A 24949-nucleotide genomic window follows, 5' to 3' on the forward strand; every position below is an offset into this window, starting at 1 on the left:
GGTCCGTGACATCCTCGCGTCGCTCCACTAAATTACGCCCCCCCGAAACGCCCTGAGCCTTTCGCGCCTCAAATCTGAAATGCCTCAAATCTGAATAGTGAAATTCAATGCCTGATTCCCAGACCAACGAAGCCCTGACCTCCTCCAAGCTGGAATACGAAAGCGCCATTGGTCTTTCGCAGCACGTGCCGCAAGCCAAGACCATCAGCGAGATGGTGCTTGATGCGTTCCAGACCGCCAAGGAAAGCGAAGAAATCCGTGAGCTGCGTGCCGCTATTCGCCTCGCGCAGGATGAGTACGATGACGACAAAGCCTACGAGTTGATGGGCCAACTGAAGCGCCTCAAGGATGCCGAAGCGGCAGACAGCGCGGCACTGGCCGATCTTGGCGCGCAGTTTCCGATCAGTCGGATCCTGTCCAGCTACAAGAACGACCCGGCGTTTCAGGAGCTGGTCTACGGCCTGGCGCTCAAGGTGCTGAACCAGACGCATCAGGCGATCAGCAACCCGTCTACCGCCAAAAACAAAGCGGCGCGTGCCAAAAAGGAAGCCGAGGTCTACACGATCAGCAAGGACGGCCAGAGTGTCAGCCTGCCGTTGCGCACCCCGCGCTCCCACCTGAATGTTGACCGTGAAGCCCTGGAGTTTCTCGGTTTTACCTTTGTCGGTGAAGGCGATGCAGCCGAACTGCAAGAGACAACCTTCGTCGACAATGAAGGCAGCGAACTGCCGGTGACCCGTAAAAACATCGTCACCGCCCTGCAACAGGGCAAGGCGTTCAACGCTTACAGCATTGCCTGATGACTGAACAGCCACGCCTTAAAAACCCTCAAAGCAGTCTTTAAGTGCCAGAATCTTTGCAGGTTCTTTTTGGAGATCACCATGCTTCGTGCATTTGAGAAATGGCTCGACCCCTTCCCGCCCGATGAAGTACCGCCACCGCCCGACGGCCTGACGCGGTTTCTCTGGGCCTGCACGCGGGGTGCTCGTGGCTATATCCTTGCGCTTGCGCTGCTCAGTGCCGGTGTATCGCTCTACGAGGCCTGGCTGTTTTCTTTCCTCGGGCAGGTCGTGGATTTGCTCTCGACCTGGCAGGCCGGTGGTGAGACGGCCTTGCAGGAGAGCCGCGTACTGTGGAGCATCAGTATTATTTTGCTGGCCAGCATCGCGCTGGTGGCGTTGCGCACCATGGTTCAGCATCAGGTGTTGGCGATCAACCTGCCGCTGCGGCTGCGCTGGGATTTCCATCGCCTGATGCTGCGGCAGAGTCTTTCGTTCTTTTCCGATGAGTTCTCCGGCCGGGTCACGACCAAGGTGATGCAGACGGCGCTGTCCGTGCGCGATGTGCTGTTCACCCTCATCGAAATCGCACCGGGGATCGGTGTGTACTTCATCGCGATCATCGCCCTGGCCGGAGGCTTCGACCTGAAACTGATGCTGCCTTTCATTGCCTGGATCGTGTTGTTCGGGCTGGCCATGCTGTACTTCGTACCCCGCCTGGGCAAGGTCGGGCAGGAGCAGGCCAATGCGCGGTCATCGATGACCGGGCGTATCTCCGATGCCTACACCAACATCACGACCGTGAAACTGTTTTCCCACTCGAAACGTGAAGCGCATTTCGCGCGCGCAGCGATGGAGGATTTCAAGCAGACCGGCTTGCGCCAGATGCGTCTGGTCAGCCAGTTCGAGATCGTCAATCAGGCACTGGTGGTCGCACTGATCATGGCCGCTGGCGGCTATGCCCTGTGGCTGTGGCATCAGGGTCAGGTCGGCACAGGTGCTGTGGCGGCCATCACCGCCATGGCGCTGCGCATCAATGGCATGTCGCACTGGATCATGTGGCAGATGACCTCGTTGTTCGAGAACATCGGCACCGTGCAGGACGGCATGGCCACCCTGACCCGCGGCCCCAAGGTGCAGGATGCGCCCGACGCAACTGCCCTGATCACCACAGGTGGCGCAGTAACCTTCGACAATGTGGGCTTTAACTACAATGGCGAACGTCAGGTACTCGACAACCTCAGCCTGAGCATTCGTGCGGGCGAGAAAATCGGGCTGGTGGGCCGCTCGGGTGCAGGGAAATCCACGCTGATCAATCTGCTGCTGCGCTTCTACGATGTGGACGAAGGTGAGATTCGCATCGACGGGCAAAACATCGCGCATGTCACCCAGGACAGCCTGCGCAGCGCCATCGGCATGGTCACTCAGGACACTTCCCTGCTGCACCGCTCCATCCGTGACAACATCGCCTATGGACGACCCGACGCGACCGACGCGCAAATCCGCAGTGCCGCCGCCAATGCGCAGGCCGACGGGTTCATCAGCCAGTTAAGCGACAAGCAAGGTCATAGCGGCTATGACACGCTGGTGGGTGAGCGCGGTATCAAGCTTTCGGGCGGCCAGCGTCAACGGGTTGCGATTGCCCGTGTGATGCTGAAAAACGCTCCGATCCTGTTGCTTGACGAGGCCACCAGCGCCCTGGATTCGGAGGTCGAAGTGGCCATTCAGGAAAGCCTCGATGAAATGATGCAAGGCAAGACCGTGATTGCCATCGCCCATCGATTGTCCACGATTGCGGCCATGGACCGGCTGATCGTCATGGATGACGGGCGCATCATAGAACAAGGCACCCATGCCGAACTGCTCGGGAAGAATGGTGTTTACGCACGGCTTTGGCATCACCAGAGCGGCGGATTTCTGGGCGAGGATCAGGGCGTGGCCGCAGACCACTAACCCAGTTCACTGTCTTTGATGTTTGCAATCGGCCCGAGGATAGCCGGATCAAAGTCACGGATTGCCTCGCCTTCGAGCAGCAACCGTGGAAGGTCCGGGTTTGCCAGCGCGGCCTTGCCCACTGCGATGAGGTCTGCACCATCGCGATGTGCCTGTTTGGCTTTTTCCGGATCGTGTAAGCCGCCATTGGCGATCAGCGCAACATCGGGTGCGTAGCGACGGGCCAGTCTGACCAGGCTGGCGTCACCCTGAGCAAAGGCTGGCTGCCAGGCCTCGTGCTCGGTTACATGGATGTAATCGACTCCGGCATCGGCCAGCGCGCTGAAAATAATACCTGCATCGCGCTCGCCGCCCGCCCATTTGTGCTGAAAGTCGTTGACCTTGCCTTGGGAAATACGCACGCCAACCAGCGCCCGCCCGGCAACCTTTTTTACCTCAGCGATGACATCGAGCGTAAGGCGCAGACGCTGAGCAACATCACCGCCCCATTGATCTGTCCGCTGATTGGTGTAATCGGTCAGAAACTGATCGAGCAGATAGCCGTTCGCGCCATGAATCTCGACACCGTCAAACCCCGCAGTCCCGATAGCCAGTTGCGTGGCACGGACGAACCCCTGAATGACATCGGCGATATCCTTGTCACTCATTGCCCGAGGGACCCGGTAGCGGCCTTCGCCGTAATAGAACGCCATCTGTTCGCCTTTCGGGCGAATGGCCGAGGGGCCAGCGGCGTCGTTGACGAAGCGATTTGCCTGACTGAGCGCCCCTGCGTGCATGATTTGCGCAATCACGGCACTGCCATGACGATGAACGGCATCGGTCGTGGCGCGCCACGCCAAGGCTTGCTCGTCGTCGGTGATACCCGGCTGGAACCGGTATCCTTGGGAAAAACTTTGATCGGTGTAGTTTCCCTCGGTGATAATCAGACCGAAACCGCCTTTGGCGAATCGCTCGTAATACCGGGCCATGGAAGATGTGGCACTGCCCTGCTCCGTCGCGCTTACCCGCGTCATGGGCGCAAGCACGAACCTGTTCTTCAGTGTCAGGCTGCCTATATCGAACGGCGCTGAAACCTGTTTGTTTATCTCGCTCATGCTGGAAAACCTCACCGTGCAGATTGCCTGCGATTTGCCCGCAGTCATTGACAGAACCTGCACGACAGTAAGTGCTGAGGCAGCCCATTGGAACCCAGCCGTCCAGATAAGGCGCTTTAACGGAAATGGATAGAATCTGTGCAAATTTCTGACATAGAAGTATTCGTGGCCATTGCTTCCAGCAAGAGCCTCTCCGAAGCGGCCCGGCGACTGGGCTTGTCGCCTATGGCGGTTTCCAGACGCCTGGCTTCGCTGGAAAACGACGTGGGTGTGAGGCTGGTTCACCGCACAACCCGCTCGGTATCACTGACGCCGGAAGGCGAAGTTTTTCTGCCGCACGCCAAAACGATGCTGGAAGCCAGCGAGACGGCCCGGGCCATGCTGAAAGCAGATGCAGGCAGTGCCAGCGGCGTGTTGCGAGTCACTGCGCCAAGCGTATTTGGTCAGACAGTCATCATGCCGCTGCTGCCCGTATTGATGCTGGAAAACCCGGCCTTGCGTATCGACCTGACGCTGTCAGACAGTATCGTCGACATCGCCGGGCTGGGCATCGATGTCGCCATCCGGATTGCCACGATACGCGACTCGGCATTGGTGGCCAGATCGCTGGCTCCCAACCCTCGGGTGGTGTGCGCAAGCCGCGACTACCTTGCCCGGCGCGGCAAGCCGACGGTACTGGACGACCTCAGGCACCACCAGTGCATTGCCTTGCACGCCATGCCTTACTGGCCGTTCACCAGGGATGGCCAGGCTGTGACAATTCGAGCACAGGGGGCCTTCTCTGCCAACAGTGTCGAAGCTGTTCGCACGGCATGCAAACAGGGCCTGGGGCTGGCCATGCTGACCTATTGGGATATTCAACAGGAAATCCGTGAAGGCAGCCTCCAGCAGATAGACCTCGAAGATGTCATCCCCGAACAGTTATCGATCACTGCGGTGCTGCCCACCCGCCAGCGCGTTCCTCAGCGAGTACGCCTGTTCATTGACCGCCTTGAAGCGCAGCTTCAGAAGAAGCACGCAGGTGCAGTTTCTTAAACAAACGAACCGGCATAAGGCCGGTTCGCAATCCACCGTTGCAATCAAATCACGGCTTCCAGCTTCCGCCCTCAACGATCACCGCATTGGGATCAGTACCCTCAGCCAGTTCAGGGCGAAGGTACTGGTCGTAGAGCTTGAGCAGGTATTTCTCTTCACCCAGTCTGGTGAGCTCAGTGTTTACCCAGTCGCGCAGTTCGATGTTGCCTTTCTTGACTGCCGGAGCAATGGGCGCTTCGTCACCGAGCTTCTGCTCCAGCACGCGGTAGCCGGGGTTTTTCTTCGCCCAGCTGAACAGCACCAAGTTGTCCTGCGCATAAGCGTCGCCGCGACCATTGGCCAGCGCTTGCAGCGACTCGGAGTTCTTCTCGAACTTCAGCACTTTCCAGTCCGGGTGATTCTTCGTCAGCCAGATATCAGCCGTGGTGCCAGTGGTGACAATGGTGGTCTTGCTGGCCAGATCATCCAGCGTCTTCACCGGACTGGCCTCCGGCACCAGGGCCTGGACTGCGACACGCAGGTTGGGGTTGGTAAAATCCACTGCCTCGCGGCGCTCCGGGGTAACGGTCATGTTGGCAAGAATCAGGTCGACCTTGTCGCTTTGCAGAAACGGTATGCGGCTGGCGGGCTCAACCACCACGAATTCGATTTTCTTCTCGTCGCCCAGCAGGTCCTTGGCAAAGCGCTTGCCCAGGTCGGTGTCGAAGCCGACGTATTGGCCTTGCTCGTTGACGAAACCAAAAGGCGGTTTGTCGCTGAACACGCCAACAATCAGCTTGTCACGGGCCTTGATGGTTTCGAGGTAACTGGTAGACGGTGAAGGTGCAGCTTTTGCGATCGGCTTCTGTTCGGCTGGTTTGTCGCAGCCGGCCAGCAGGGTAAAGGCGATCAAGGGTAAAACGAGGGCAGTCTTGAAGCTCACGATGCTTTCCTTTTTGGCATGTTTTCCACGTAGGAGAACCTCTCCAGGAACTGCTGCGCGCGTGCGGTCTGCGGGGCGCTGAAGAAAGTTTCGGGGTCGTTCTGTTCCGCAATCAGGCCGCGGTCCATGAACAGGATTCGGTCAGCCACCGCACGGGCGAAGGCCATTTCATGAGTAACGATGAGCATGGTCATGCCGCCCTGTGCGAGATCGAGAATCACTTCCAGCACTTCCTTGACCATTTCCGGATCAAGGGCGGCGGTGACTTCGTCGAACAGCATGACTTTGGGGTTCATGCACAGCGCACGCACGATGGCGATACGCTGCTGCTGGCCGCCGGACAACTCGCGGGGATAGGCGTCGCGCTTGTCGGCAAGCCCCACCCGTTCCAGCAATGCTTCTGCCTGCTGGCGAGCCTCGACTGCACTGCGTTTCTGGACGCGCAAAGGCCCAAGCAGGATGTTGTCGAGCACGGTCATGTGCGGAAACAGGTGGTAGCTTTGAAACACCATGCCGATCTGCTGCCTGACCAGCCGCCAGTCGGCATTGGCGGGCAGCGCCTTGCCTGCAAAATGCAAAGTGCCTGCATGGCCCAGTTCCAGGCCGTTGAGACAGCGTAGCAAGGTGCTCTTGCCGCAACCGCTGGGGCCGAGAATCACCACGACCTCGCCCTCTTGTACGCTCAGGTCGATGTTTTGAAGAACTGGCGTATCACCGAATTTTTTGCTGAAACCGGACAGCTCGATCAATGTGCTCATGCGTGATTCCAGCGCCGTTCAAGCACACGCGAGGCGGCAGACAGCGGATAACAGATGATGAAGAAGAATAGAAACAGGAAGCCGTAGATCAGCACCGATTCATAGGTGCGTTCAATGATCTGCTGGCCCACCTTGGTCACGTCGATGACCCCAATCAGCACCGCAAGCGAGCTGGTCTTGATCAGCCGCGTATAGACGTTGATCACCGGCGGTGTCAGACGTTTGAGCGCCTGCGGCAAAAGCACCCGTCCATACAACTGGCCCAGACCGAGACCGATCGCCAGGCCCGCTTCGCGTTGCCCGCGCGGGATGGAGCGCAGTCCACCGCGTACCACCTCGCCGACCTCACTGGCACCCCACAGCGACAGCACCAGTACCGCGCACCAGAACGCCGGAATGCTCAGGCCAAAGAAGATCGGCAAGCCAAAGAAGAACAGGTACAACCACACCAGGACTGGAATCGCCCGGAATAGCTCCAGATAGATCCGCAGCGGTATCTCAAGCCAGCGCTTGCCAAGGCTGCGCAATACGCCATAGCACAGGCCGCCAATGCTGCTGAAAACGATGGACAGCAGCGAAATTCCCAGCGTGCGACCCGCCCCGGTGATCAGTTGCGGCGCAGACACCCACAACAGCTCAAGACCCGAACTGGCCATGCTGAAGCCTCCTTTCCAGAACACCGAGCAGCAGCGACAGCGGCAGGAACAACAGCACGCACAGGCCGGTCATGACCGCCAGCATCTCGTAGGTTTTGTAATACAGAGCGATATAGCTTTTGGTGGTGTAGAGAATTTCCGGCACCGCTACGGCGGAGACCACCGTGGTTTCCTTGAGCAGGAAGACAAAGTTGGCGAACAGTGCCGGCAAACTGAGGATGCCCGCCTGCGGCAGAATCACATACCGCAGCAAATGCCAGCGAGACAGCCCGATAGATAATCCAGACTCGATCTGTGCCTTGGGCACCGCCTCAATCCCGGCGCGCAAGATCTCGGTCAGGTAAGCGCCGCCGAGGAACGTCATGGCGACCACCGCCGACGCAAAACCCGAGACGCGAATCCCCAGCGTTGGCAAAGCGAAATAGATGAAGAACAGCTGAATCAGCAATGGCGTGTTACGGGCGAGTTCGACATATAGGGGCACCAGGCGATACAACACCGGCACCCGGAACATTGCAATCGCTGCATTGATGATCGCCACTGTCAGCGAAGTCAGAATTGCAATCAGCCCCACCTGGAGAGTCACGCCAATGGCTTTGAGAAAGGCAGGCAAGGTGGAAATGGCAAAGGCGTAATCGAAGGTCATTGCTGGCCTTCTGGATCAGGGTAAACGGACGGGAGAAACATCGGGCGAGGCCTTGAACTGGCTTGATTACATATAGCTTAACTTTCTGTTTTGTATAAAATTAATACCCTTTTCGCATAAGCATAGAGCGGGAAAGGTGTTCGTCCCATCGCTCCGCCTGCACAATGCGCCAAGAACCTGAACATCGAGCAAAGCTAAAAAATTAGAATAAAGCATAATAATTTATTTAATAATCATAAAAATCTATATTAGCTTAGAAGAAAAAATACTTTTACAGCGCCTTATCATAAGAATACGGTCTTAAAACCAGCTGGATCGCTGCGTTCTACTTGATGAGGATTTTTTCCATGTACCGCACTCAACCTTCGACTTTTCCAAATGGATTCGTATATCGGAGGACAGCGCGATGACCCGGCCCCCTCTCCTTTCGCGCCTGTTGTTCGCCGCCATCACTGCCATCGCCCTGCTCGGCTGCTCGCCTTCAGACCCGAACAGTCAGGCCGGCAAGACGCTCAAGGTCACCTTCTTCAGAGACAACACCACGCTGGTCAGCCTGGATCCGTTCCAGGTGTACTGGCTTGAGCATCGGGTGGTGCTGCGTAATGTCGCCGAGTCCCTGACCGATCAGGACCCGCAGACCGGCAAGATCATTCCGTGGCTGGCTGAACGCTGGGACGTGAGTGAAAACGCGCTGGAGTACACCTTCCACCTGCGCAAGGATGTCACGTTCAGCAACGGCAAGCGTTTCGATGCTCAGGCCGTGAAAACCGCTTACGACGCCGACAGTCGTTTGCCGCGCAATTGCCGGCAACCTTCGGCGCGACGTACCTGAAAGGCTACGACCACGCCGAGGTGCTGGACGATTTCACCATCAAGCTGGTACTGGCCAAACCCAATGCAGGCTTCCTGCAAGCCACCTCCACCACCAACCTCGCCATCCTTGCACCGGAGTCCTACACGCTCAGCGTCAAGGAGCGCTCACTGGGCGCGATCATCGGCACCGGGCCATTCGTGCTGGAGCGCTACACCCCGGAAAGCGGCCTGCGCCTGACCAAGCGCAAGGGCTATGCCTGGCCCTCGGTCAATGCGCAGAACAAGGGCGAGGCGCATCTGGATGCGGTCGAAGTCAGTTATGTGCCGGAAGAAAGCGTGCGCAACGGCCAGTTCGTGCAGGGCCAGGTCGATATTCTCTGGCCGCGCACCCCGTTCTCCGAGGTGGACCTGAACCTGTTCAAATCCAGGGGCGCGACCATTCAGAGCCGTTCGCTGCCAGGGCCGGCCCTGAATCTGTACCCCAACACGCGCGGCAATCGCATCCTGGCTGACCGTAACGTGCGTCTGGCCTTGCAAAAGGCAATCGACCGCAAGACCTACGCAGCCACCGTTTACAACCCGCAATTCCCGGTGGTCTCGGGGATCTTTGATATCACGACGCCGTTTTACAAAAGCCAGGCCGACAAACTGGCCTACGACCCGCAAGGCGCCGAGCGCCTGCTTGATGAAGCGGGCTGGCAGAAAAACGCCGACGGCTACCGCTACAAGGACGGCAAACGCCTGAAGCTGGCCTACAACCTGTCACCCGCTCAAACCGCTGGCGACGTTCTGATTCAGGATCAACTGCGCAAGGTCGGCATCGAACTCAAGCTCAACGTCGTGACCACCGCAGAGTGGGCCGCGAACAATGCCTCGGGCAACTACGACCTGACGTCCACCTACATGACCCGCGCCGACCCGATCATTCTGCAGACCATTATCGACCCGCGCAGCGCCAACAGCTCGACACTGGCGACCAACCTTTACGCACCAGAAACACTGCCCAAAGCCCTTGAGTTGTTCGACGCCGGACTGACCGCCACGCGCAGTGAGCAACGCGCAACAGCCTATGGCGACTTGCAGGACCTGCTGATCGATGAAGGTTCGGCGTTCCCGGTCTATGAGCGAGTCTGGCAAGCCGCCACGGCGAAAAACGTGCGCAACTTCCACTGGACCGCCGAAGGTTTTGCGCTGTTCAACGACATCGAGATTGCAGCGCCATGAGCCGCTATATACTCGGCCGGATCGCCCAGGCGCTGCTGGTACTCTGGGGCGCGTACAGCATCACCTATTTCATTCTGTATCTGCTGCCCGGCGACACGCTGTCAATCATGCTCAGCGCTTCCGGTGTCGAAATCGATTCCCTGTCAGCGCAGGACCTTGCCAAGGCCAAGCTGTATTACGGGCTGGATCGCGGCGTTTTCGAACAGTACTTCGATCTGCTGTGGGGAGCGATGCATGGCGATTTCGGCAACTCGCTGACACTCAACCGACCAGTGTCAGAGTTGCTGGTCGAGCGGTTGCCGCACACCCTCAGCCTGGCGGGTCTGGCGATTGTGCTGTCGCTGATCGGCGGGATCGGTCTGGCGTACCTGACTGCTTATGTGCGCTGGCAGCCCTTGAAGGTGGCCCTGTCACGGCTGCCGTCGCTGGGCTTCTCAGTGCCGGTGTTCTGGATGGGCCTGCTGTTCATTCAGCTGTTTGCGTTCACACTGGGCTGGTTCCCGGCGACCGGCAATCAGGGCTTCGCCAGCCTGATACTCCCTGCCGTCACGTTGGCGATCCCCAGCGCGGCGGTGTACGCCCAGGTTCTGCAACGCGGCTTTCAAGGCGTCTGGAAAGAACCCTACATCATCACCGCATACGCCAAAGGCCTGAGCCGCGCACAGGTTCAGGCCCGCCATGCGTTCAAGAACGCAGCGCTGCCCTTGTTGACGCTGATCGGTCTGCAAGTCGGCAACACCGTTTCCGGCGCGGTGCTGGTGGAAACCATTTTCGCCCGCGCCGGGGTCGGCCGCCTGGCTCAGGAAGCCGTGCTGCGTCAGGACATTCCGGTAGTGCTGGCCATTGTCGCGGTGTCTGCCGCCGCCTTCGTTGTGGTCAACCTGATCGTTGACCTGCTCTACCCAGCGCTGGATCCGCGCATCGCCCACACGCCCAAGGTCTCCTGACGCCATGACCATTTTTGACGACCGCCTTGCACGCCTGTCCCGAGCCGTTATCGCCGACAAAAACCTGACCGCGCCATGGCGACGCCGCAACAGGCTGAGCCGCGCCCTTGAGGCAGCCAGACCGCTGTTGCGCCGACCGGGTTTTCTGCTGGCCATGGCAATCGTGGCCTTTGCATTGCTCGCCGCGCTGGCACCCGGCTTGCTGAGCAACTACGCACCTTACGCCACCTCGCCCAGCGACAAACTCATCCCGCCGAATGCTGCGCACTGGTTCGGCACCGACGAGTTGGGCCGTGATCTCTACACCCGCGTCGTGCATGGCTCCAGCCTGTCAGTGCAGGCGGCGCTGCTGGCGGTTGGCATTGCCATGGCGGGAGGGCTGAGCCTGGGGGTAATTTCCGGTTTCGCAGGCGGACGTATAGACGCTGTGATCATGCGCTTTGTCGACGTATTGCTGGCCCTGCCCGGCTTGCTGCTGGCGCTGGCGATTGTCACCGCCATCGGTTTCGGCACCATTCCGGTAGCCATCGCAGTGGGCGTGGGGATCATTCCCGGTTTCGCTCGCACCACCCGCGCCGAAGTGCTGCGGGTCAAGACGTTGCCCTACGTGGAAGCAGCGCGTCTGGGCGGCGCGAGCTGGACCCGCACCCTGCTGCGACACATTCTGCCCAACGCCTGGGGCCCGGTGGCGGTGCTCGCCACACTGGACTTCGGCGCGGCGATTCTGGCGACAGCCGGACTGAGCTTCCTCGGCTTTGGTGCTGAACCGCCAGCCGCCGAATGGGGCACGCTGATCGCCAACGGCCGGCACTTCCTGATGACTGCGCCTTGGGTTTCGCTACTGCCTGGCCTGTTCGTGGTCGCTGTCGTGTTCAGTTTTAACCACATCGCCCGCACTCTGGAAGAGATTCAACGATGACCGACACCCCGCAACTGATCGACATCCGGCACCTGAGCGTTGCCTATCGTTTCGACGGGCAGGTCAATCAGGCCGTGCGCAACGTTTCGTTTCAGGTCGCCAAGGGCGAAACCGTGGCGATTGTCGGCGAGTCGGGTTCCGGCAAGTCGACGATGGCCAACGCAATCCTCGGCCTGCTGCCGGACAACGCGACCATCACCCGAGGCGAACTGCAGGTTGATGGCCACGATCTGAGCCATGCCTCCGAGCGCGAGAAACGCCGGATTCGCGGCAGCGTGATCGGCTTGGTGCCGCAGGACCCGATGGTCAGCCTCAACCCGACCCTGCGCGTCGGTCGGCAGATTGCCGAAGCGCTGCTGCAGGCGCATGGCGGGCGTTATCCGACAGTCGATGCCGATGTGCTGGAACTGCTGCAGCACGTCGGCCTGGACAAGCCCGTGTTACGCGCTCGTCAGTACCCGCATGAGCTGTCCGGTGGCATGCGCCAGCGAGTACTGATCGCCATCGCACTGGCCGGCAATCCGCGCCTGATCATCGCCGACGAGCCCACCAGCGCTCTGGACGTCACCGTCCAGCGCAAGATCCTCGACCACTTGCAACGCCTGGTGGCCGAGCGTGGCATTTCCCTGCTGATCATTACCCATGACCTTGGCGTAGCGGCCGACCGCGCTGACCGGGTGCTGGTCATGAACAAAGGCGAGCTGGTCGAGCACGGCACGCCCGAGCAGATTCTCGTCAACCCAGGCCATGCCTACACCCGAGCACTGATCGCCGCCGCTCCAGCATTCGGCCAGCGCAAAAGCCCGGTTGCTCCACGCCCGGTCCTGGCCAATGACACGCCATTGCTGACCCTGAGCAACATCAGCAAGACCTACCGTTTGCCCTACGTAAAAGGTGAAGAGGCAGAATTTCAGGCGTTGCAGGACGTCAGTTTCAAGGTCTTTCCCGGTCAGACCCTGGCCATCGTCGGCGAGTCCGGTTCGGGTAAAAGCACCGCACTGCGCATCGCGCTGGGTCTGGAGAAGCCCACGCAAGGACGAGTACTGCTGGAGAATCGCGATATCACAGACCTTGGCTGGCGTGAATTCAGGCCGTTGCGGCGGCGCATCCAGCTGGTGCAGCAAAACCCGTTCGCCGCCCTGGACCCGCGTTTCACACTGTTCGAAAGCATCGTCGAGCCCCTGGTATCGTTCGGCCTGCTCAAGGGGCGCGAACTGGAACAGGCTGCGCGCCAGTTGATCGAGCGGGTTCACTTGCCAGTGGCTTATCTGGACCGGCTGCCACGCGAGCTTTCAGGCGGGCAGCGGCAACGCGTAGCGATTGCCAGAGCGCTGGCCTTGCAGCCGGATTTGCTGCTGCTTGATGAGCCCGTTTCGGCGCTGGATGTATCGGTGCAGGCGCAAATTCTCGACCTGTTGGTCGAGCTGCAGGCCGAGTCAGGCATCGCTTATGTATTGGTATCCCATGACCTTGCGGTGGTCGCCAGCGTTGCTCATCAGGTGCTGGTGCTCAAGCAGGGCAAGCCCCTTGAACAAGGTCCTGCCAGCGACGTTTTCGAGCGGCCTGAAGCTGCTTACACCCAGGAACTGATTGCCGCGATTCCTGGCCGTCGTCTTGAACGTCACGTATCAGCCGGGCACTAGAAAATTGCCGTTACCCGCTCAAGGCATCTGACTTGAAAGCACCGAAACAGCACCCTTGCATATGCATATTCCTTATCGATATTTAAATTTATTTTTTAATAGCTATAGAGTTGCGCCTTATGCAAAAACGCATTGCCCACGCAGGAAGCAGGCAAGACGAAGCGCGCGTGAGCAGCTGATCGACATGATCTGGCCGCCTCAGCAAAACGCCCCTTTCCCTCTACTTCGAGCGCACGCAATGATACGTAGCACACCCCTGTCGTTCTCAGCCCTGTTCGGTTCGGCGTTACTGTTGAACGCCGCCCTGTCATTCCCGGCGCTGGCCGGGTTGCTGGAAAAGGGCCGCAGCGACGGTCTGACCGCTGGCATTGCCAACGAGCAGCCTTATGCCTACATCGGCACCGATGGCAAGGCCACCGGGGCCAATGTCGAGATATTGCGGGCCATTCTCGAACCACTGGGCATCACGAAGATCGAGACGCCGATCACTGACTTCGGCTCTCTGGTGCCCGGCCTTGCAGCGGGTCGTTTCGATCTGATCGGCGCGGGTCTGTTCATCAATCCGAATCGCTGCAAAGTGATCTCGTTTTCCAACCCGGTCACGCGATCCGGCGGTGCATTCATTGTCAAAAGCGGTAACCCGCTGAACCTGCACAGCCTCAAGGATGTTGCCAGCCATGGCAAAGCGCGACTGGCCACGCAACCTGGCAGCAATCAGGTCCAGGAAGCCAAGAACAGCGGTATCGCCAACAGCAATGTGGTGTTGTTCGACAAGGACACCGAGGCACTGGCCGCCTTGCAGGCCGGTCGGGTCGATGTGGTGTATTTCCCTGATGCAGAAGTCATCAGCCTGATCAAGAAGGCCAACAGCCCGGACATCGAGCGCGCCTTGCCGTTCGAGCAGATCCCGGACGCCAATGGCAAACACGGCTGGAATTACCATGCCTATGGCTTGCCGAAAAACGATCCGGCTTTCGAGCAGGCGTTCAACGAGCAATTGGCCAAACTCCGGGCGTCTGGTGAGCTGCTGAAAATTCTCGAAAAGTACGGCTACACCGACAACGAGCTGGCTGAGCCCACCGTTACCGCAGCTCAACGCTGCAACCCCTGATTTGCGTGGCCTGCGGGCCACTGCTTAAGGCCTTAACCCATACGAGTACAGGCCATGCTTGTCGACCCTGCAACATTGGAAACCGCCGGTTTCATCGCCAGACAACTGGCGCACGGCGCACTGGTTACGCTGCAAATCACCTTTCTCGCCGAGTTGCTGGTAGTGGTGCTGTCGTTTGTGATCGCCCTGATGCGCCTGTCGCCATTCCGGGCATTGCGCTGGTTCGCCACGCTGTACGTCGAAGTACTGCGTGGCATTTCCGCGCTGGTGCTGCTGTTTTACCTGTTCTTCATTCTGCCGTTGTTCGGTATTCGTCTGTCGCCCATGACCACCGGGGTGCTGGGGCTGGGCTTGACGTTTTCGGCCTACGGCTCGGAAATCATCCGTTCGGCGCTGATCAACGTCAGCCAGGGGCAGCGTGACGCATTGCGAGCGCTGGACTTCGGGCCGATCAGCGCGTTTCGGCGCATCATCCTGCCGCAGGCCCTGCCGTTCGTGATTCCGCCGATGGGCAATCAGTTGGTCGAACTGCTGAAAACCACCTCGTTGGTCTCGCTGATCACCCTCACCGACCTGACCTTCAGCGGCAGCCAGTTGGTGACCACGCTGGGCCAGCAAACGCTGATCTGGAGCATCGTGCTGGTCTGCTACTTCGTGATGGCGTGGCCGCTGAGCTGGCTGGTCCGGCGATATGAACGACACGCGACGGCGTGGCGCCAGGCGAGAGGTTGAAGATGGAATTCGATGTCGCATTCGCCTGGTCGATCATGCCGGAGCTGTTTCAGGGCCTGCTGGTCACCGTACAAGTCGTGTTACTGGGATTCCTGCTAGCGGTGCTGCTAGGCCTGGTTCTGGCGCTGGCGTTACGCTCGCAGCTGAAGCTCGTACATTACCTGAGCAAGGGTTACCTGAGCTTTTTCCGCAACACCCCGCTGATGGTCCAGTTGTATGTACTGTTCTTTGCGCTGCCGCTGGCAGGCATCACCTTCCCGGCGATCACCACAGGCGTAATCGGCCTCGGGTGCTATTACGCAGCCTATATCGCCGAGGCCTATCGCGGCGCAATCGAGGATATCCCGGCGGGACAATGGGAAGCCGCTCGCGCGCTCGACTTCAACAGGGGCGACACCTGGCGACGCATCATTCTGCCGCAGGCGTTGAAACCGATGCTGCCGGTGCTGGGCAACTACCTGATCGGCATGTTCAAGGAAACGCCACTGCTCGCCGTGATCACCATCCCCGAACTGTTTCAGGCAGCCAAGCAGATCGCCGGGATGACCTATCGCTACAACGAGCCGTACACGGTGATGGCGCTGATGTTCCTGGCGATCAGCGTGCCGACGTCGTTGTTGTTCAAATACCTGGAAAGGCGCAATCATGTCTGATCTCGCACACACCACAGCCCTGCCCGCCGCAGAGGCGCAGATACAGCTCAGGCAAGTGGTCAAGGACTTCGGCCGTAACCGGGTCATCGACCATCTGGACCTGAGCATCCCGCAAGGCCAGAAAGTCGCGCTGATCGGCCCCAGTGGCTCGGGCAAATCAACGGTGCTGCGTCTGATCAAAGGGCTGGAAAATTATCAGCACGGCAGCATTGAAGTGGCGGGCGAACCTGTCCCGGCGCAGACCGCGCGTTGGCGCTGGCCGGGCTCATCAAAGGGCCCGGTGATTCATCGAGTGGGGATGGTGTTTCAGCAGTTCAATCTGTTTCCACACCTCACCGTGCAGGAAAACATTACCGAAGCGCCATTGCGAGTACTGCAGTTGTCGCGCGAAGAGGCCATGGAGCGCGCGCATCAATACCTTAGGCTGGTCGGGCTTGCGCACAAGGCCGACGCGTACCCGAGCCAGCTATCCGGCGGACAGCAACAACGTGTGGCGATTGCCAGGGCACTGGCCATGCGTCCGCAGATCATGCTGTTCGACGAGGTCACGTCAGCGCTGGACCCTGAGCTGGTTGGCGAAGTGCTGGCCGTGATTCGCTCGATTGCCCACGAGTTTCAAATGACCATGTTGCTGGTCACCCACGAGATGAAGTTCGCTCAGGACATTGCTGACCGGGTTTTATTCATGGAGGGCGGGCGAATTGTGGCGGATGGCTCAGCCAGCGACATCCTGCTGAACCCGGAAAATGAACGAACGCGACGCTTCTTGCAGTTGGTAGAACAGCGCTGAATTTCAGCGCTGCTCCCTGTCTCTGGCATAACGATCAGATCCGGAAGCGGGCCACCATGTCTTGCAGGTTACTGCCCAGGCGCGCCAGTTCTACAGTGGACGCCGCGCTTTGCTCGGTCGCCGTCGCGGACTGGTCGGCAATGTCGCGCACACTGATCACGCTGCGATTGATTTCATCGGTGACCGCGCTTTGCTCCTCGGCGGCGGCAGAGATCTGCTGACTCATTTGCTCGATGGTGCCGATCGAGTGAGTGATTTCCACCAGCGCCTGTTCGGCCTGACGAGCCAGCTCCACGGTGCCTTCGGTGCGTTGACGGCTGGCGTCCATCAAATCCGAGGCCGCGCCGGTGCCGTGCTGCAAAGCCTGAATCAGCGCTTCGATTTCCGTGGTGGACTTCTGCGTGCGCTGAGCCAGTGAGCGCACTTCATCGGCGACCACGGCAAAGCCACGCCCCTGCTCACCCGCACGGGCGGCTTCGATAGCCGCATTGAGCGCCAACAGGTTGGTTTGCTCGGCCACCGCCTTGATCACATCGATCACGCCGCCAATCTTGTCGCTGTCCTGAATCAGGCGCTGCATGGCCTGGCCCAACTGCCCTACTTCACCCGCCAACTGACTGATTTCGCGTGTGGCGTGTTGCACCACACTGCTGCCATGGGCTGCGCGCTCACTGGCCTGCCGGGCAGCCTGCGATGCATCCTCAGTATTCTGCGCGACTTCCTGCACGGTGGACGCCATCTGGTTCATGGCAGTCGCTACCTGATCGACTTCCATTTTCTGCTGGGTGACACCCGCGCTGGTCTGTTCACTGACGGCCGAAAGCTCTTCGGCTGCTGTGGCAATTTGTGTCACACCGTTACTGATACCGCCGATCAAGGTTCGCAGCGACACGGTCATGTGTTGCATGGTGTTTTGCAGCAGGCCCAGTTCGTCCTGGCGGGTGGTGCTGATGTCGTTGGTCAGGTCGCCGTCAGCAATACGCCGGGCCGCGATCACCGTGGAGTCGAGGGGGCGCGTGATCTGACGGGTGATCAGGATGGCCGCGAAGATGCCCAGCAACAGGACGATCAAGGCCACCGTGAGCAACTGGGTCACGGCACTGTCTTTTTCTTTATTGGCGCTGACTACCTGCCCCGCCATCAACCCGTCGGAGCTTTTGACTATGTCCAGCGCCTGCTGGCGCAGTGTGTCGCGGATCTGGTCGTTTTGTTGCATCAGCTGGGAAATGGAAACCATCAGCGACTTATACTGCTGCAAGGCTGCAAGGGCAGCATCCACCGCCGGACCGGCCTTGTTCGGCAACTGGGCGCGCGCGCTACCCACCTGGGTAATCAGAGAGTCTGCTGCGTCGAAGGTGATCTGCTTGTTTTCGGCGGTAGGAATACTGATATAGCGACGGAACACCAGACGAAAGTTGGTCATGCCGTTGCGCAAGTCACCGGCAACCTTCACTTGATCGATAGCGTTCTGTTCAAGCGAGCGTGAGGCGTCTTCAAAAGTCTTTTGCAGAAGCGTTTCGAAACTGCCGCTGACCTGCTCGGAAATAGTAATCAACGGCTGCATGGCCTGGTCGATTTTCTGGTTGTTGTCCACCATCTGGCTGAACGTCTGCCTAAGGCCATCCGCCTGATCGCGGATACCTCGGAGCTTATCGGCGTTGACCGGCACGGTCAGAATCTTCAGGCCGTTCTCGATGGTCTTGCCCAGGTCGTCGAGGGCAGCGACATAACCCTGCTGAGTGCTTGCGTCAGGCTTTGCCATGTAGGTCTGTGCAGCGATTCTCAGGCTCAGCGCATCTGCTTTTACTTCAGCGACCTTGGCCGCTTTGCCCAGCCGCTCGATCAGCAGGTTGGTGCTGAAGTAGCCAATAGTGGTCACCGTCAGTACGCCGAGCAGAATGAGGCCGAAGCCCAAGCTCAGTTTTTTGCTGACGTTCAAATTGTCCAGCCATGTCGATTTCATCAAATTTCGCCTTGGGATTTATCGGAATACCCAAAGATCGACGCCGGACCGGACAACTTGATAGCCGTGGCGATTGCAAGAATTGATCGCAAAGATAGCAATATGACATGAGCTTTTTTTCGGCCAGTGAGGTGCTATCCAGACAGGGCGCGGGCTCGCTTTGCACATGTCATGCGCGGCAGTGGACCTCACGAACCTGCTGATTCGGGTCGCCGGTTGCCGGCCCTGTGACCCTGCATCATTGCGGGTGATAGTAACCTTCGATTTATTCGATTCGTTAATAACACCCACCGCCAACAGAATCCGCCCATTCACTATTCTCGGCGGAACTTCCCATGCCCCAGACAATCAGCCATCTGCGCTTCCCCCTCACGGCTATCGCTCTCATCGTGATCAGTGCGTGCGGCAAGACGTCAGAAGCCCCTGCAGCGCCCGGCGCAGCCAAAGTCACCGTCGCCAAGGTACTGGAACAGCCGGTCAACGAGTGGGATGAATTCACGGGTCGTCTCGAGGCTCCGGAAACCGTCGAAGTTCGCCCTCGTGTGTCAGGCCAGATCGATCAGGTGGCCTTCACCGACGGCTCGCTGGTCAAGAAAGGCGATTTGCTGTTCCAGATTGATCCCCGTCCGTTCCAGTCCGAAGTCCGCCGCCTCGAAGCCCAGTTGCAGCAGGCGCGTGCCGTGGCCTCTCGCGGTGAAAGCGAGGCCCAGCGCGGTGAACGCTTGCGCAGCAACAATGCGATTTCCGCCGAACTGGCCGACTCGCGTACAACGTCGGCGCAGGAAGCCAAAGCCGGTGTCGCGGCGATACAGGCGCAACTGGACCTGGCCCGACTGAACCTCAGCTTTACCCGCGTGACCGCCCCGATTGCTGGCCGCGTGAGCCGCGCCGAGATCACCGCCGGGAACATTGTCACCGCCGATGTCACGGCGCTGACCAGCGTGGTCTCCACCGACAAGGTCTACGCCTACTTCGACGCAGACGAACGCGTGTTCCTCAAGTACACCGAACTGGCTCGCAAAGGCCAGCGTGGCCAGACCACTCCGGTCTACCTGGGGCTGTCCAACGAAACCGGCAACCCACACCTGGGCCAGATGAACTTTGTCGACAACCAGGTCAACCCCAGGACCGGCACCATTCGCGGTCGTGCGGTGTTCGATAACGCGGACAGCAGCTTTACCCCTGGCCTTTATGCACGCCTGAAACTGGTGGGCAGCGGCACATACTCGGCCGTCCTGATCAACGACGAAGCGGTCGGCACCGACCTGGGCAAGAAGTTTGTGCTGGTGATGGACAAGGACAACAAGCCTGCCTATCGCGCCGTTGAGCTGGGCCCGAAAATCGAAGGCTTGCGCATCGTGCGCAACGGGCTGGGCAAGGATGACACCATCGTCGTCAAAGGCCTGCAGCGTGTGCGTCCCGGCCAGCCTGTGGACCCTGAAGTCACGCCGATGGCCAGCGCCGAAACCCTCGCCGCACTGCTCAAACAACGCCAGGCTCTCGACGCCAGCAACCTGCCAAAAGTGACGCCAAAACCGGCTGTCAATATCGCCAGCGCTACTGCGCCACGCGGCTAAGGGACTCGTCCGATGAACTTCTCCAAATTCTTTATCTCACGGCCGATCTTCGCCGCAGTGCTGTCACTGCTGATCCTGATCGCCGGCGCCATCTCGTTGTTCCAGCTGCCGATCAGCGAATACCCGGAAGTAGTGCCGCCGACCGTCGTGGTCCGCGCCAACTTCCCCGGTGCCAACCCGAAGGTGATCGGTGAAACCGTCGCCTCGCCGCTGGAGCAGGCGATTACCGGTGTCGAAGGCATGCTCTACATGTCCTCGCAAGCCACCGCCGACGGCAAGCTGACCCTGACCATCACCTTCGCACTGGGCACTGACTTGGACAACGCGCAGGTGCAGGTGCAGAACCGCGTGACCCGCAGCGAGCCAAAACTGCCCGAAGAAGTGACCCGCATCGGTATTACCGTGGACAAGGCCTCCCCTGACCTGACCATGGTTGTGCACTTGACCTCGCCGGACAAGCGCTACGACATGCTGTACCTGTCCAACTACGCCGTGCTCAACATCAAGGACGAGCTGGCGCGACTGGGCGGCGTCGGTGATGTGCAGTTGTTCGGCATGGGCGACTACTCGCTGCGTGTCTGGCTCGACCCGAACAAAACCGCGTCACGTAACCTGACCGCCACCGACGTGGTCAACGCGATTCGCGAGCAGAACCGCCAGGTCGCTGCAGGCCAGCTGGGGTCACCGCCGTCGCCGAATGCCACCAGCTTCCAGATGTCGATCAATACCCAAGGCCGTCTGGTCAGTGAAGAAGAGTTCGAAAACGTGGTGGTTCGCGCCGGTGCCGATGGCGAAATCACTCGCCTGAAGGACATTGCGCGCATTGAACTGGGCTCCAGCCAGTACGCATTGCGCTCGCTGCTCAATAACCAGCCTGCGGTGGCGATCCCGATCTTCCAGCGCCCAGGCTCCAACGCCATCGACATCTCCAACGATGTTAGGGCGCGGATGGCCGAGCTGAAGAAGAGCTTTCCGGAAGGCATGGATTACAGCATCGTCTATGACCCGACCATTTTTGTGCGTGGTTCTATCGAGGCAGTGATTCACACGCTGTTCGAAGCACTGATTCTGGTGGTGCTGGTGGTGATCCTGTTCCTGCAGACCTGGCGCGCCTCGATCATTCCATTGGTTGCCGTACCGGTTTCGCTGATCGGCACCTTCGCCGTGATGCACATGTTCGGTTTCTCGCTGAACGCGCTGTCATTGTTCGGGCTGGTACTGGCGATCGGTATCGTGGTGGACGATGCCATCGTGGTGGTGGAGAACGTCGAACGGAACATCGAACTGGGGCTTGAACCGGTTGCCGCCACGCACAAGGCCATGGCCGAAGTGACGGGGCCGATTATTGCTACGGCACTGGTGTTGTGCGCCGTGTTCGTGCCAGCGGCGTTCATTTCCGGGCTTAGCGGACAGTTCTATAAGCAGTTCGCGCTGACCATTGCCATCTCGACCGTTATTTCGGCGTTCAACTCACTGACCCTGTCGCCAGCGCTGGCCGCTGTGCTGCTCAAAGGTCATGACGCCCCCAAGGACCGTTTCTCGCGCTTCCTCGACAAAATCCTCGGTGGCTGGTTGTTCCGTCCGTTCAACCGCTTCTTCGAGAAAGCCAGCCATGGTTATGTCGGCACCGTCGCCAGGGTCATTCGCAGCAGCGGCATTGCCCTGCTGGTGTATGCAGGCCTGATGGTCCTGACCTGGATGGGCTTTGCCAGTACACCGACCGGCTTCGTACCGAGCCAGGACAAGCAATACCTGGTTGCATTTGCCCAGTTGCCGGACGCCGCCAGCCTGGACCGCACCGAGGACGTCATCAAGCGCATGTCGGAGCTGGCCCTCAAGCAGCCAGGTGTACAAGACGCGATTGCGTTCCCGGGCCTGTCGATCAACGGCTTCACCAATAGCCCCAATAACGGCGTGGTGTTCGTGACCCTCAAACCGTTCGATGAGCGCAAGGACGCCAGCCTGTCGGCCAACGCGATTGCCGGCGCACTGAATGGCCAGTTCGCTTCGATTCAGGAAGCCTACATGGCGATCTTCCCGCCGCCGCCCGTACAAGGGCTGGGCACCATTGGCGGCTTCCGTCTGCAAATCGAAGACCGTGGCAACCTGGGCTATGACGAGCTGTACAAGGAAACCCAGAACATCATTGCCAAAAGTCGCAGCGTGCCGGAACTGGCTGGGCTGTTTACCAGCTACACGGTGAACGTGCCACAGGTCGACGCTGCAATCGATCGCGAGAAAGCCAAGACCCACGGCGTGGCGGTCAGCGATATCTTCGACACCCTGCAGGTGTACCTGGGTTCGTTGTATGCCAACGACTTCAACCGCTTCGGCCGCACCTATCAGGTCAACGTCCAGGCTGAACAGCAGTTCCGTCAGGACGCCGACCAGATCGGCCAGCTCAAGGTGCGCAACAACCTAGGCGAAATGATTCCGCTGGCCACTTTCGTCAAGATCAGTGACACCGCAGGTCCCGACCGTGTCATGCACTACAACGGCTTCATAACGGCCGAAATCAATGGTGCGGCTGCACCGGGGTTCAGCTCTGGACAGGCTCAGGCTGCTGTGGAAAAACTGCTTCGTGAGGAACTGCCCACCGGCATGATCTACGAATGGACCGACCTGACCTACCAGCAGATCCTCTCGGGCAATACGGCGCTGTTCGTGTTTCCGCTCTGCGTACTGCTGGCATTTCTGGTGCTGGCGGCGCAGTACGAAAGCTGGAGCCTGCCGCTGGCGGTCATCCTGATCGTACCGATGACCCTGCTCTCGGCGATTGCCGGGGTGATGATTGCCGGCAGCGACAACAACATCTTCACCCAGATCGGCCTGATCGTACTGGTAGGCCTGGCGTGCAAGAACGCGATTCTGATTGTCGAGTTTGCCAAGGACAAACAGGCGGAAGGCATGAGCCCGCTGGATGCGGTGCTGGAGGCTTGCCGCCTGCGTCTGCGGCCGATCCTGATGACCTCGTTCGCGTTCATCATGGGCGTCGTGCCGCTGGTGCTGTCCAGTGGTGCCGGTGCAGAGATGCGCCATGCGATGGGTGTCGCGGTGTTCTCCGGGATGCTCGGGGTGACCTTCTTCGGCCTGCTGCTGACGCCGGTGTTCTACGTGCTGATCCGTAATTACGTCGAGCGCAAGGAGGCCCGCAAGGCCGCCCGTGCGCAGCAACTGCAAAACCTGCCTGCGGAGATGCATTGATGAGCGCGTTTAAACTCTTTGTCCCGAGCCTGCTGGTCATGGCACTGGCGGCCTGCGCCGTCGGCCCGGACTACAAGACGCCGGAAACGGCACCGGCAAAGCTGGCCTCCGCGGCTCAGGGCAACTATGACCGCAGCAAGATGAACACCCTGTGGTGGCAGCAATTCGAGGACCCCACCCTCAATAAACTGGTCGCCAGATCGCTGGATGGCAACCGCGACCTGCGCGTTGCGTTTGCCCGCCTCAAGTCTGCACGGGCGATTCGCGATGACGTCGCCAACGATGTCATGCCGGTCGTGACCAGCCGCGCCAGCAGTGACATCGGCAAGGGGCAGCAGCCCGGCATCACCGAGCGCCGGGTCAACAGCGAGCGCTATGACCTGGGCCTCGACATGGCATGGGAAGTGGACCTGTTTGGACGTATTCAGCGCCAACTGGAGGCCAGCGATGCCGACCAGGACGTGGCCGAAGCCAATCTGTATCAGCTTCAGGTCACACTGATTGCCGAGGTGGTGGACGCCTACGGCCAGCTGCGCGGTGCACAATTGCGTGAAGCCATCGCCCGCGACAACCTGAGCAACCAGCAGAAGTCTCAGGACATCACCACTCAACTGCGTGATGCCGGGGTCGGCAACGAGCTGGATGTGGTGCGTTCCGATGCGCGTCTCGCCGCTGTCGAAGCAACGGTGCCGCAATTGCAGGCTGAACAGGCTCGCCAGCGCAACCGCATTGCGACCCTGTTGGGCGAACGCCCGGACACTCTGAGCGTGGACCTGAGCCCCAGCAAGCTGCCGGCGATTGCCAAGGCCTTGCCGATCGGCGATGCAACGCAGGTGCTGCGCAATCGTCCCGACGTGCGCGCTGCCGAACGTCAGCTCGCGGCGTCGACTGCGCGGATCGGCGTGGCGACTGCCGACCTGTTTCCACGGGTCAGCCTGAGCGGCTTTCTCGGCTTTACCGCAGGACGTGGTTCACAGATCGGCTCGTCCGCCGCCAGAGCCTGGTCGCTGGGCCCGAGCATCACCTGGGCGGCCTTCGACCTGGGCAGTGTCCGGGCGCAGATTCGCAGCGCCGATGCCGATGCCGAAGGCGCACTGGCCAACTATGAGCAGCAGGTATTGCTCGCGCTTGAAGAGTCGGAAAACGCGTTCAGCGATTACAACAAGCGTCAGCAACGCCTGGTGGCGCTGATGCGCCAGAGCGAATCGAGCCGCGCCGCCGCCAGACTGGCGTCGGTGCAGTACCGCGAGGGCACCGCCGATTTTCTGGTGCTGCTCGATGCCGAACGCGAACGTCTGGCGGCAGAAGATTCCCAGGCTCAGGCGGAAATCGAGCTGTATCGTGGCATCGTGGCGATCTACAAAGCGTTGGGCGGCGGTTGGCAGCCGCAAGCCTGATCTGAACGATCATGTTTAATACAGCCCCGCGCTCCCTTCCGGACGCGGGGCTTTTTTGTCGTTAATCCGCTGGCCGCACGATTGGCGTTTGACAGCTGCCACCCTCTATCCGAAGCTGCACCCCGTCATGTAT

19 protein-coding genes and 2 pseudogenes are annotated in these 24949 nt (G+C 59.8%); 14 read left to right on the forward strand and 7 right to left on the reverse strand.

Annotation, left to right across the window (positions count from 1 at the left end; all coding sequences use genetic code 11):
* Window positions 1-107 precede the first annotated feature (107 nt).
* The gene (locus I9H07_RS12745; protein ID WP_236423531.1) at window positions 108-800 is read left to right on the forward strand and encodes a hypothetical protein; all 693 of its coding nucleotides are present in this window, start codon (window positions 108-110) and stop codon (window positions 798-800) included.
* Window positions 801-881: 81 nt separating this feature from the next.
* Window positions 882-2732, forward strand: a complete 1851-nt coding sequence (locus I9H07_RS12750; RefSeq protein ID WP_236423533.1) for an ABC transporter ATP-binding protein — start codon at window positions 882-884, stop codon at window positions 2730-2732.
* Here the strand turns inward: I9H07_RS12750 and I9H07_RS12755 are convergent.
* Window positions 2729-3826, reverse strand: coding sequence for an NADH:flavin oxidoreductase (locus I9H07_RS12755; protein WP_236423535.1), 1098 nt, complete (start codon window positions 3824-3826; stop codon window positions 2729-2731). The genes I9H07_RS12750 and I9H07_RS12755 overlap by 4 nt on opposite strands.
* 138 nt (window positions 3827-3964) lie before the next feature.
* On the opposite strand from I9H07_RS12755, the gene I9H07_RS12760 reads away from it, so the two are divergent.
* Window positions 3965-4861: a LysR family transcriptional regulator gene (locus I9H07_RS12760; protein WP_236423537.1), complete on the forward strand. Its 897-nt coding sequence runs from the start codon at window positions 3965-3967 to the stop codon at window positions 4859-4861.
* A gap of 49 nt (window positions 4862-4910) precedes the next feature.
* Here the strand turns inward: I9H07_RS12760 and I9H07_RS12765 are convergent, their stop codons facing one another.
* Genes I9H07_RS12765 through I9H07_RS12780 form a run of 4 tightly spaced genes read right to left on the reverse strand, consistent with a single transcriptional unit; the run spans window position 4911 to window position 7843 of the window.
* On the reverse strand, window positions 4911-5783 hold the full coding sequence (locus I9H07_RS12765) for a transporter substrate-binding domain-containing protein (RefSeq protein WP_236423539.1): 873 nt from the start codon (window positions 5781-5783) through the stop codon (window positions 4911-4913).
* A complete protein-coding gene (locus I9H07_RS12770) occupies window positions 5780-6541 on the reverse strand; it encodes an amino acid ABC transporter ATP-binding protein (RefSeq protein ID WP_236423541.1) in 762 nt (253 codons plus the stop codon). The genes I9H07_RS12765 and I9H07_RS12770 overlap by 4 nt, the downstream gene beginning before the upstream one ends.
* Window positions 6538-7197 (reverse strand): amino acid ABC transporter permease, encoded by a 660-nt coding sequence (locus I9H07_RS12775; protein ID WP_058391985.1) that lies wholly within the window; start codon window positions 7195-7197, stop codon window positions 6538-6540. Before I9H07_RS12775 ends, I9H07_RS12770 begins: the two co-directional genes overlap by 4 nt.
* Window positions 7178-7843, reverse strand: coding sequence for an amino acid ABC transporter permease (locus I9H07_RS12780; RefSeq protein WP_236423542.1), 666 nt, complete (start codon window positions 7841-7843; stop codon window positions 7178-7180). Before I9H07_RS12780 ends, I9H07_RS12775 begins: the two co-directional genes overlap by 20 nt.
* A 406-nt stretch (window positions 7844-8249) precedes the next feature.
* Here I9H07_RS12780 and I9H07_RS12785 point away from each other — a divergent pair.
* From I9H07_RS12785 to I9H07_RS12820, 8 genes and pseudogenes are all read left to right on the forward strand, one after another.
* A pseudogene (locus I9H07_RS12785) lies at window positions 8250-9880 on the forward strand (ABC transporter substrate-binding protein).
* Window positions 9877-10827 (forward strand): ABC transporter permease, encoded by a 951-nt coding sequence (locus I9H07_RS12790; protein WP_024674386.1) that lies wholly within the window; start codon window positions 9877-9879, stop codon window positions 10825-10827. The pseudogene I9H07_RS12785 and the gene I9H07_RS12790 overlap by 4 nt, the downstream one beginning before the upstream one ends.
* Window positions 10828-10831: 4 nt before the next feature.
* Window positions 10832-11746: an ABC transporter permease gene (locus I9H07_RS12795; RefSeq protein WP_236423546.1), complete on the forward strand. Its 915-nt coding sequence runs from the start codon at window positions 10832-10834 to the stop codon at window positions 11744-11746.
* Window positions 11743-13389 (forward strand): dipeptide ABC transporter ATP-binding protein, encoded by a 1647-nt coding sequence (locus I9H07_RS12800; protein ID WP_236423547.1) that lies wholly within the window; start codon window positions 11743-11745, stop codon window positions 13387-13389. The genes I9H07_RS12795 and I9H07_RS12800 overlap by 4 nt, the downstream gene beginning before the upstream one ends.
* 238 nt (window positions 13390-13627) lie before the next feature.
* On the forward strand, window positions 13628-14500 hold the full coding sequence (ehuB, locus tag I9H07_RS12805; protein ID WP_236423549.1) for an ectoine/hydroxyectoine ABC transporter substrate-binding protein EhuB: 873 nt from the start codon (window positions 13628-13630) through the stop codon (window positions 14498-14500).
* A 54-nt stretch (window positions 14501-14554) separates the two neighbouring features.
* Window positions 14555-15232: an ectoine/hydroxyectoine ABC transporter permease subunit EhuC gene (ehuC, locus tag I9H07_RS12810; protein ID WP_236423550.1), complete on the forward strand. Its 678-nt coding sequence runs from the start codon at window positions 14555-14557 to the stop codon at window positions 15230-15232.
* 2 nt (window positions 15233-15234) lie between these two features.
* Window positions 15235-15885 carry an ectoine/hydroxyectoine ABC transporter permease subunit EhuD gene (gene ehuD / locus I9H07_RS12815; protein ID WP_024646883.1) on the forward strand — a complete coding sequence of 217 codons (651 nt, stop codon included), beginning with the start codon at window positions 15235-15237 and terminating at the stop codon, window positions 15883-15885.
* Window positions 15878-16675, forward strand: a complete 798-nt coding sequence (locus tag I9H07_RS12820; RefSeq protein ID WP_236423552.1) for an amino acid ABC transporter ATP-binding protein — start codon at window positions 15878-15880, stop codon at window positions 16673-16675. Before ehuD ends, I9H07_RS12820 begins: the two co-directional genes overlap by 8 nt.
* 34 nt (window positions 16676-16709) lie before the next feature.
* On the opposite strand, the gene I9H07_RS25045 is transcribed toward I9H07_RS12820, so the two are convergent.
* On the reverse strand, window positions 16710-17582 hold the full coding sequence (locus I9H07_RS25045; RefSeq protein ID WP_419178521.1) for a methyl-accepting chemotaxis protein: 873 nt from the start codon (window positions 17580-17582) through the stop codon (window positions 16710-16712).
* Window positions 17583-17615: 33 nt separating this feature from the next.
* Window positions 17616-18638 (reverse strand): annotated as a pseudogene (locus I9H07_RS25050) (methyl-accepting chemotaxis protein); the annotation flags it as partial.
* A gap of 335 nt (window positions 18639-18973) precedes the next feature.
* Here I9H07_RS25050 and mexE point away from each other — a divergent pair.
* From mexE to I9H07_RS12840, 3 genes are read left to right on the forward strand one after another with little or no spacing between them, the layout of a single operon-like run.
* Window positions 18974-20215: a multidrug efflux RND transporter periplasmic adaptor subunit MexE gene (mexE, locus tag I9H07_RS12830; RefSeq protein WP_236423553.1), complete on the forward strand. Its 1242-nt coding sequence runs from the start codon at window positions 18974-18976 to the stop codon at window positions 20213-20215.
* A gap of 12 nt (window positions 20216-20227) precedes the next feature.
* Window positions 20228-23419, forward strand: a complete 3192-nt coding sequence (locus I9H07_RS12835) for an efflux RND transporter permease subunit (protein ID WP_024673812.1) — start codon at window positions 20228-20230, stop codon at window positions 23417-23419.
* A complete protein-coding gene (locus tag I9H07_RS12840; protein WP_024673811.1) occupies window positions 23419-24816 on the forward strand; it encodes an efflux transporter outer membrane subunit in 1398 nt (465 codons plus the stop codon). Before I9H07_RS12835 ends, I9H07_RS12840 begins: the two co-directional genes overlap by 1 nt.
* The last annotated feature ends 133 nt before the right edge of the window (window positions 24817-24949 follow it).

The sequence above is a fragment of the Pseudomonas syringae genome (assembly GCF_023278085.1).
GTDB lineage: Bacteria > Pseudomonadota > Gammaproteobacteria > Pseudomonadales > Pseudomonadaceae > Aquipseudomonas > Aquipseudomonas syringae_Q.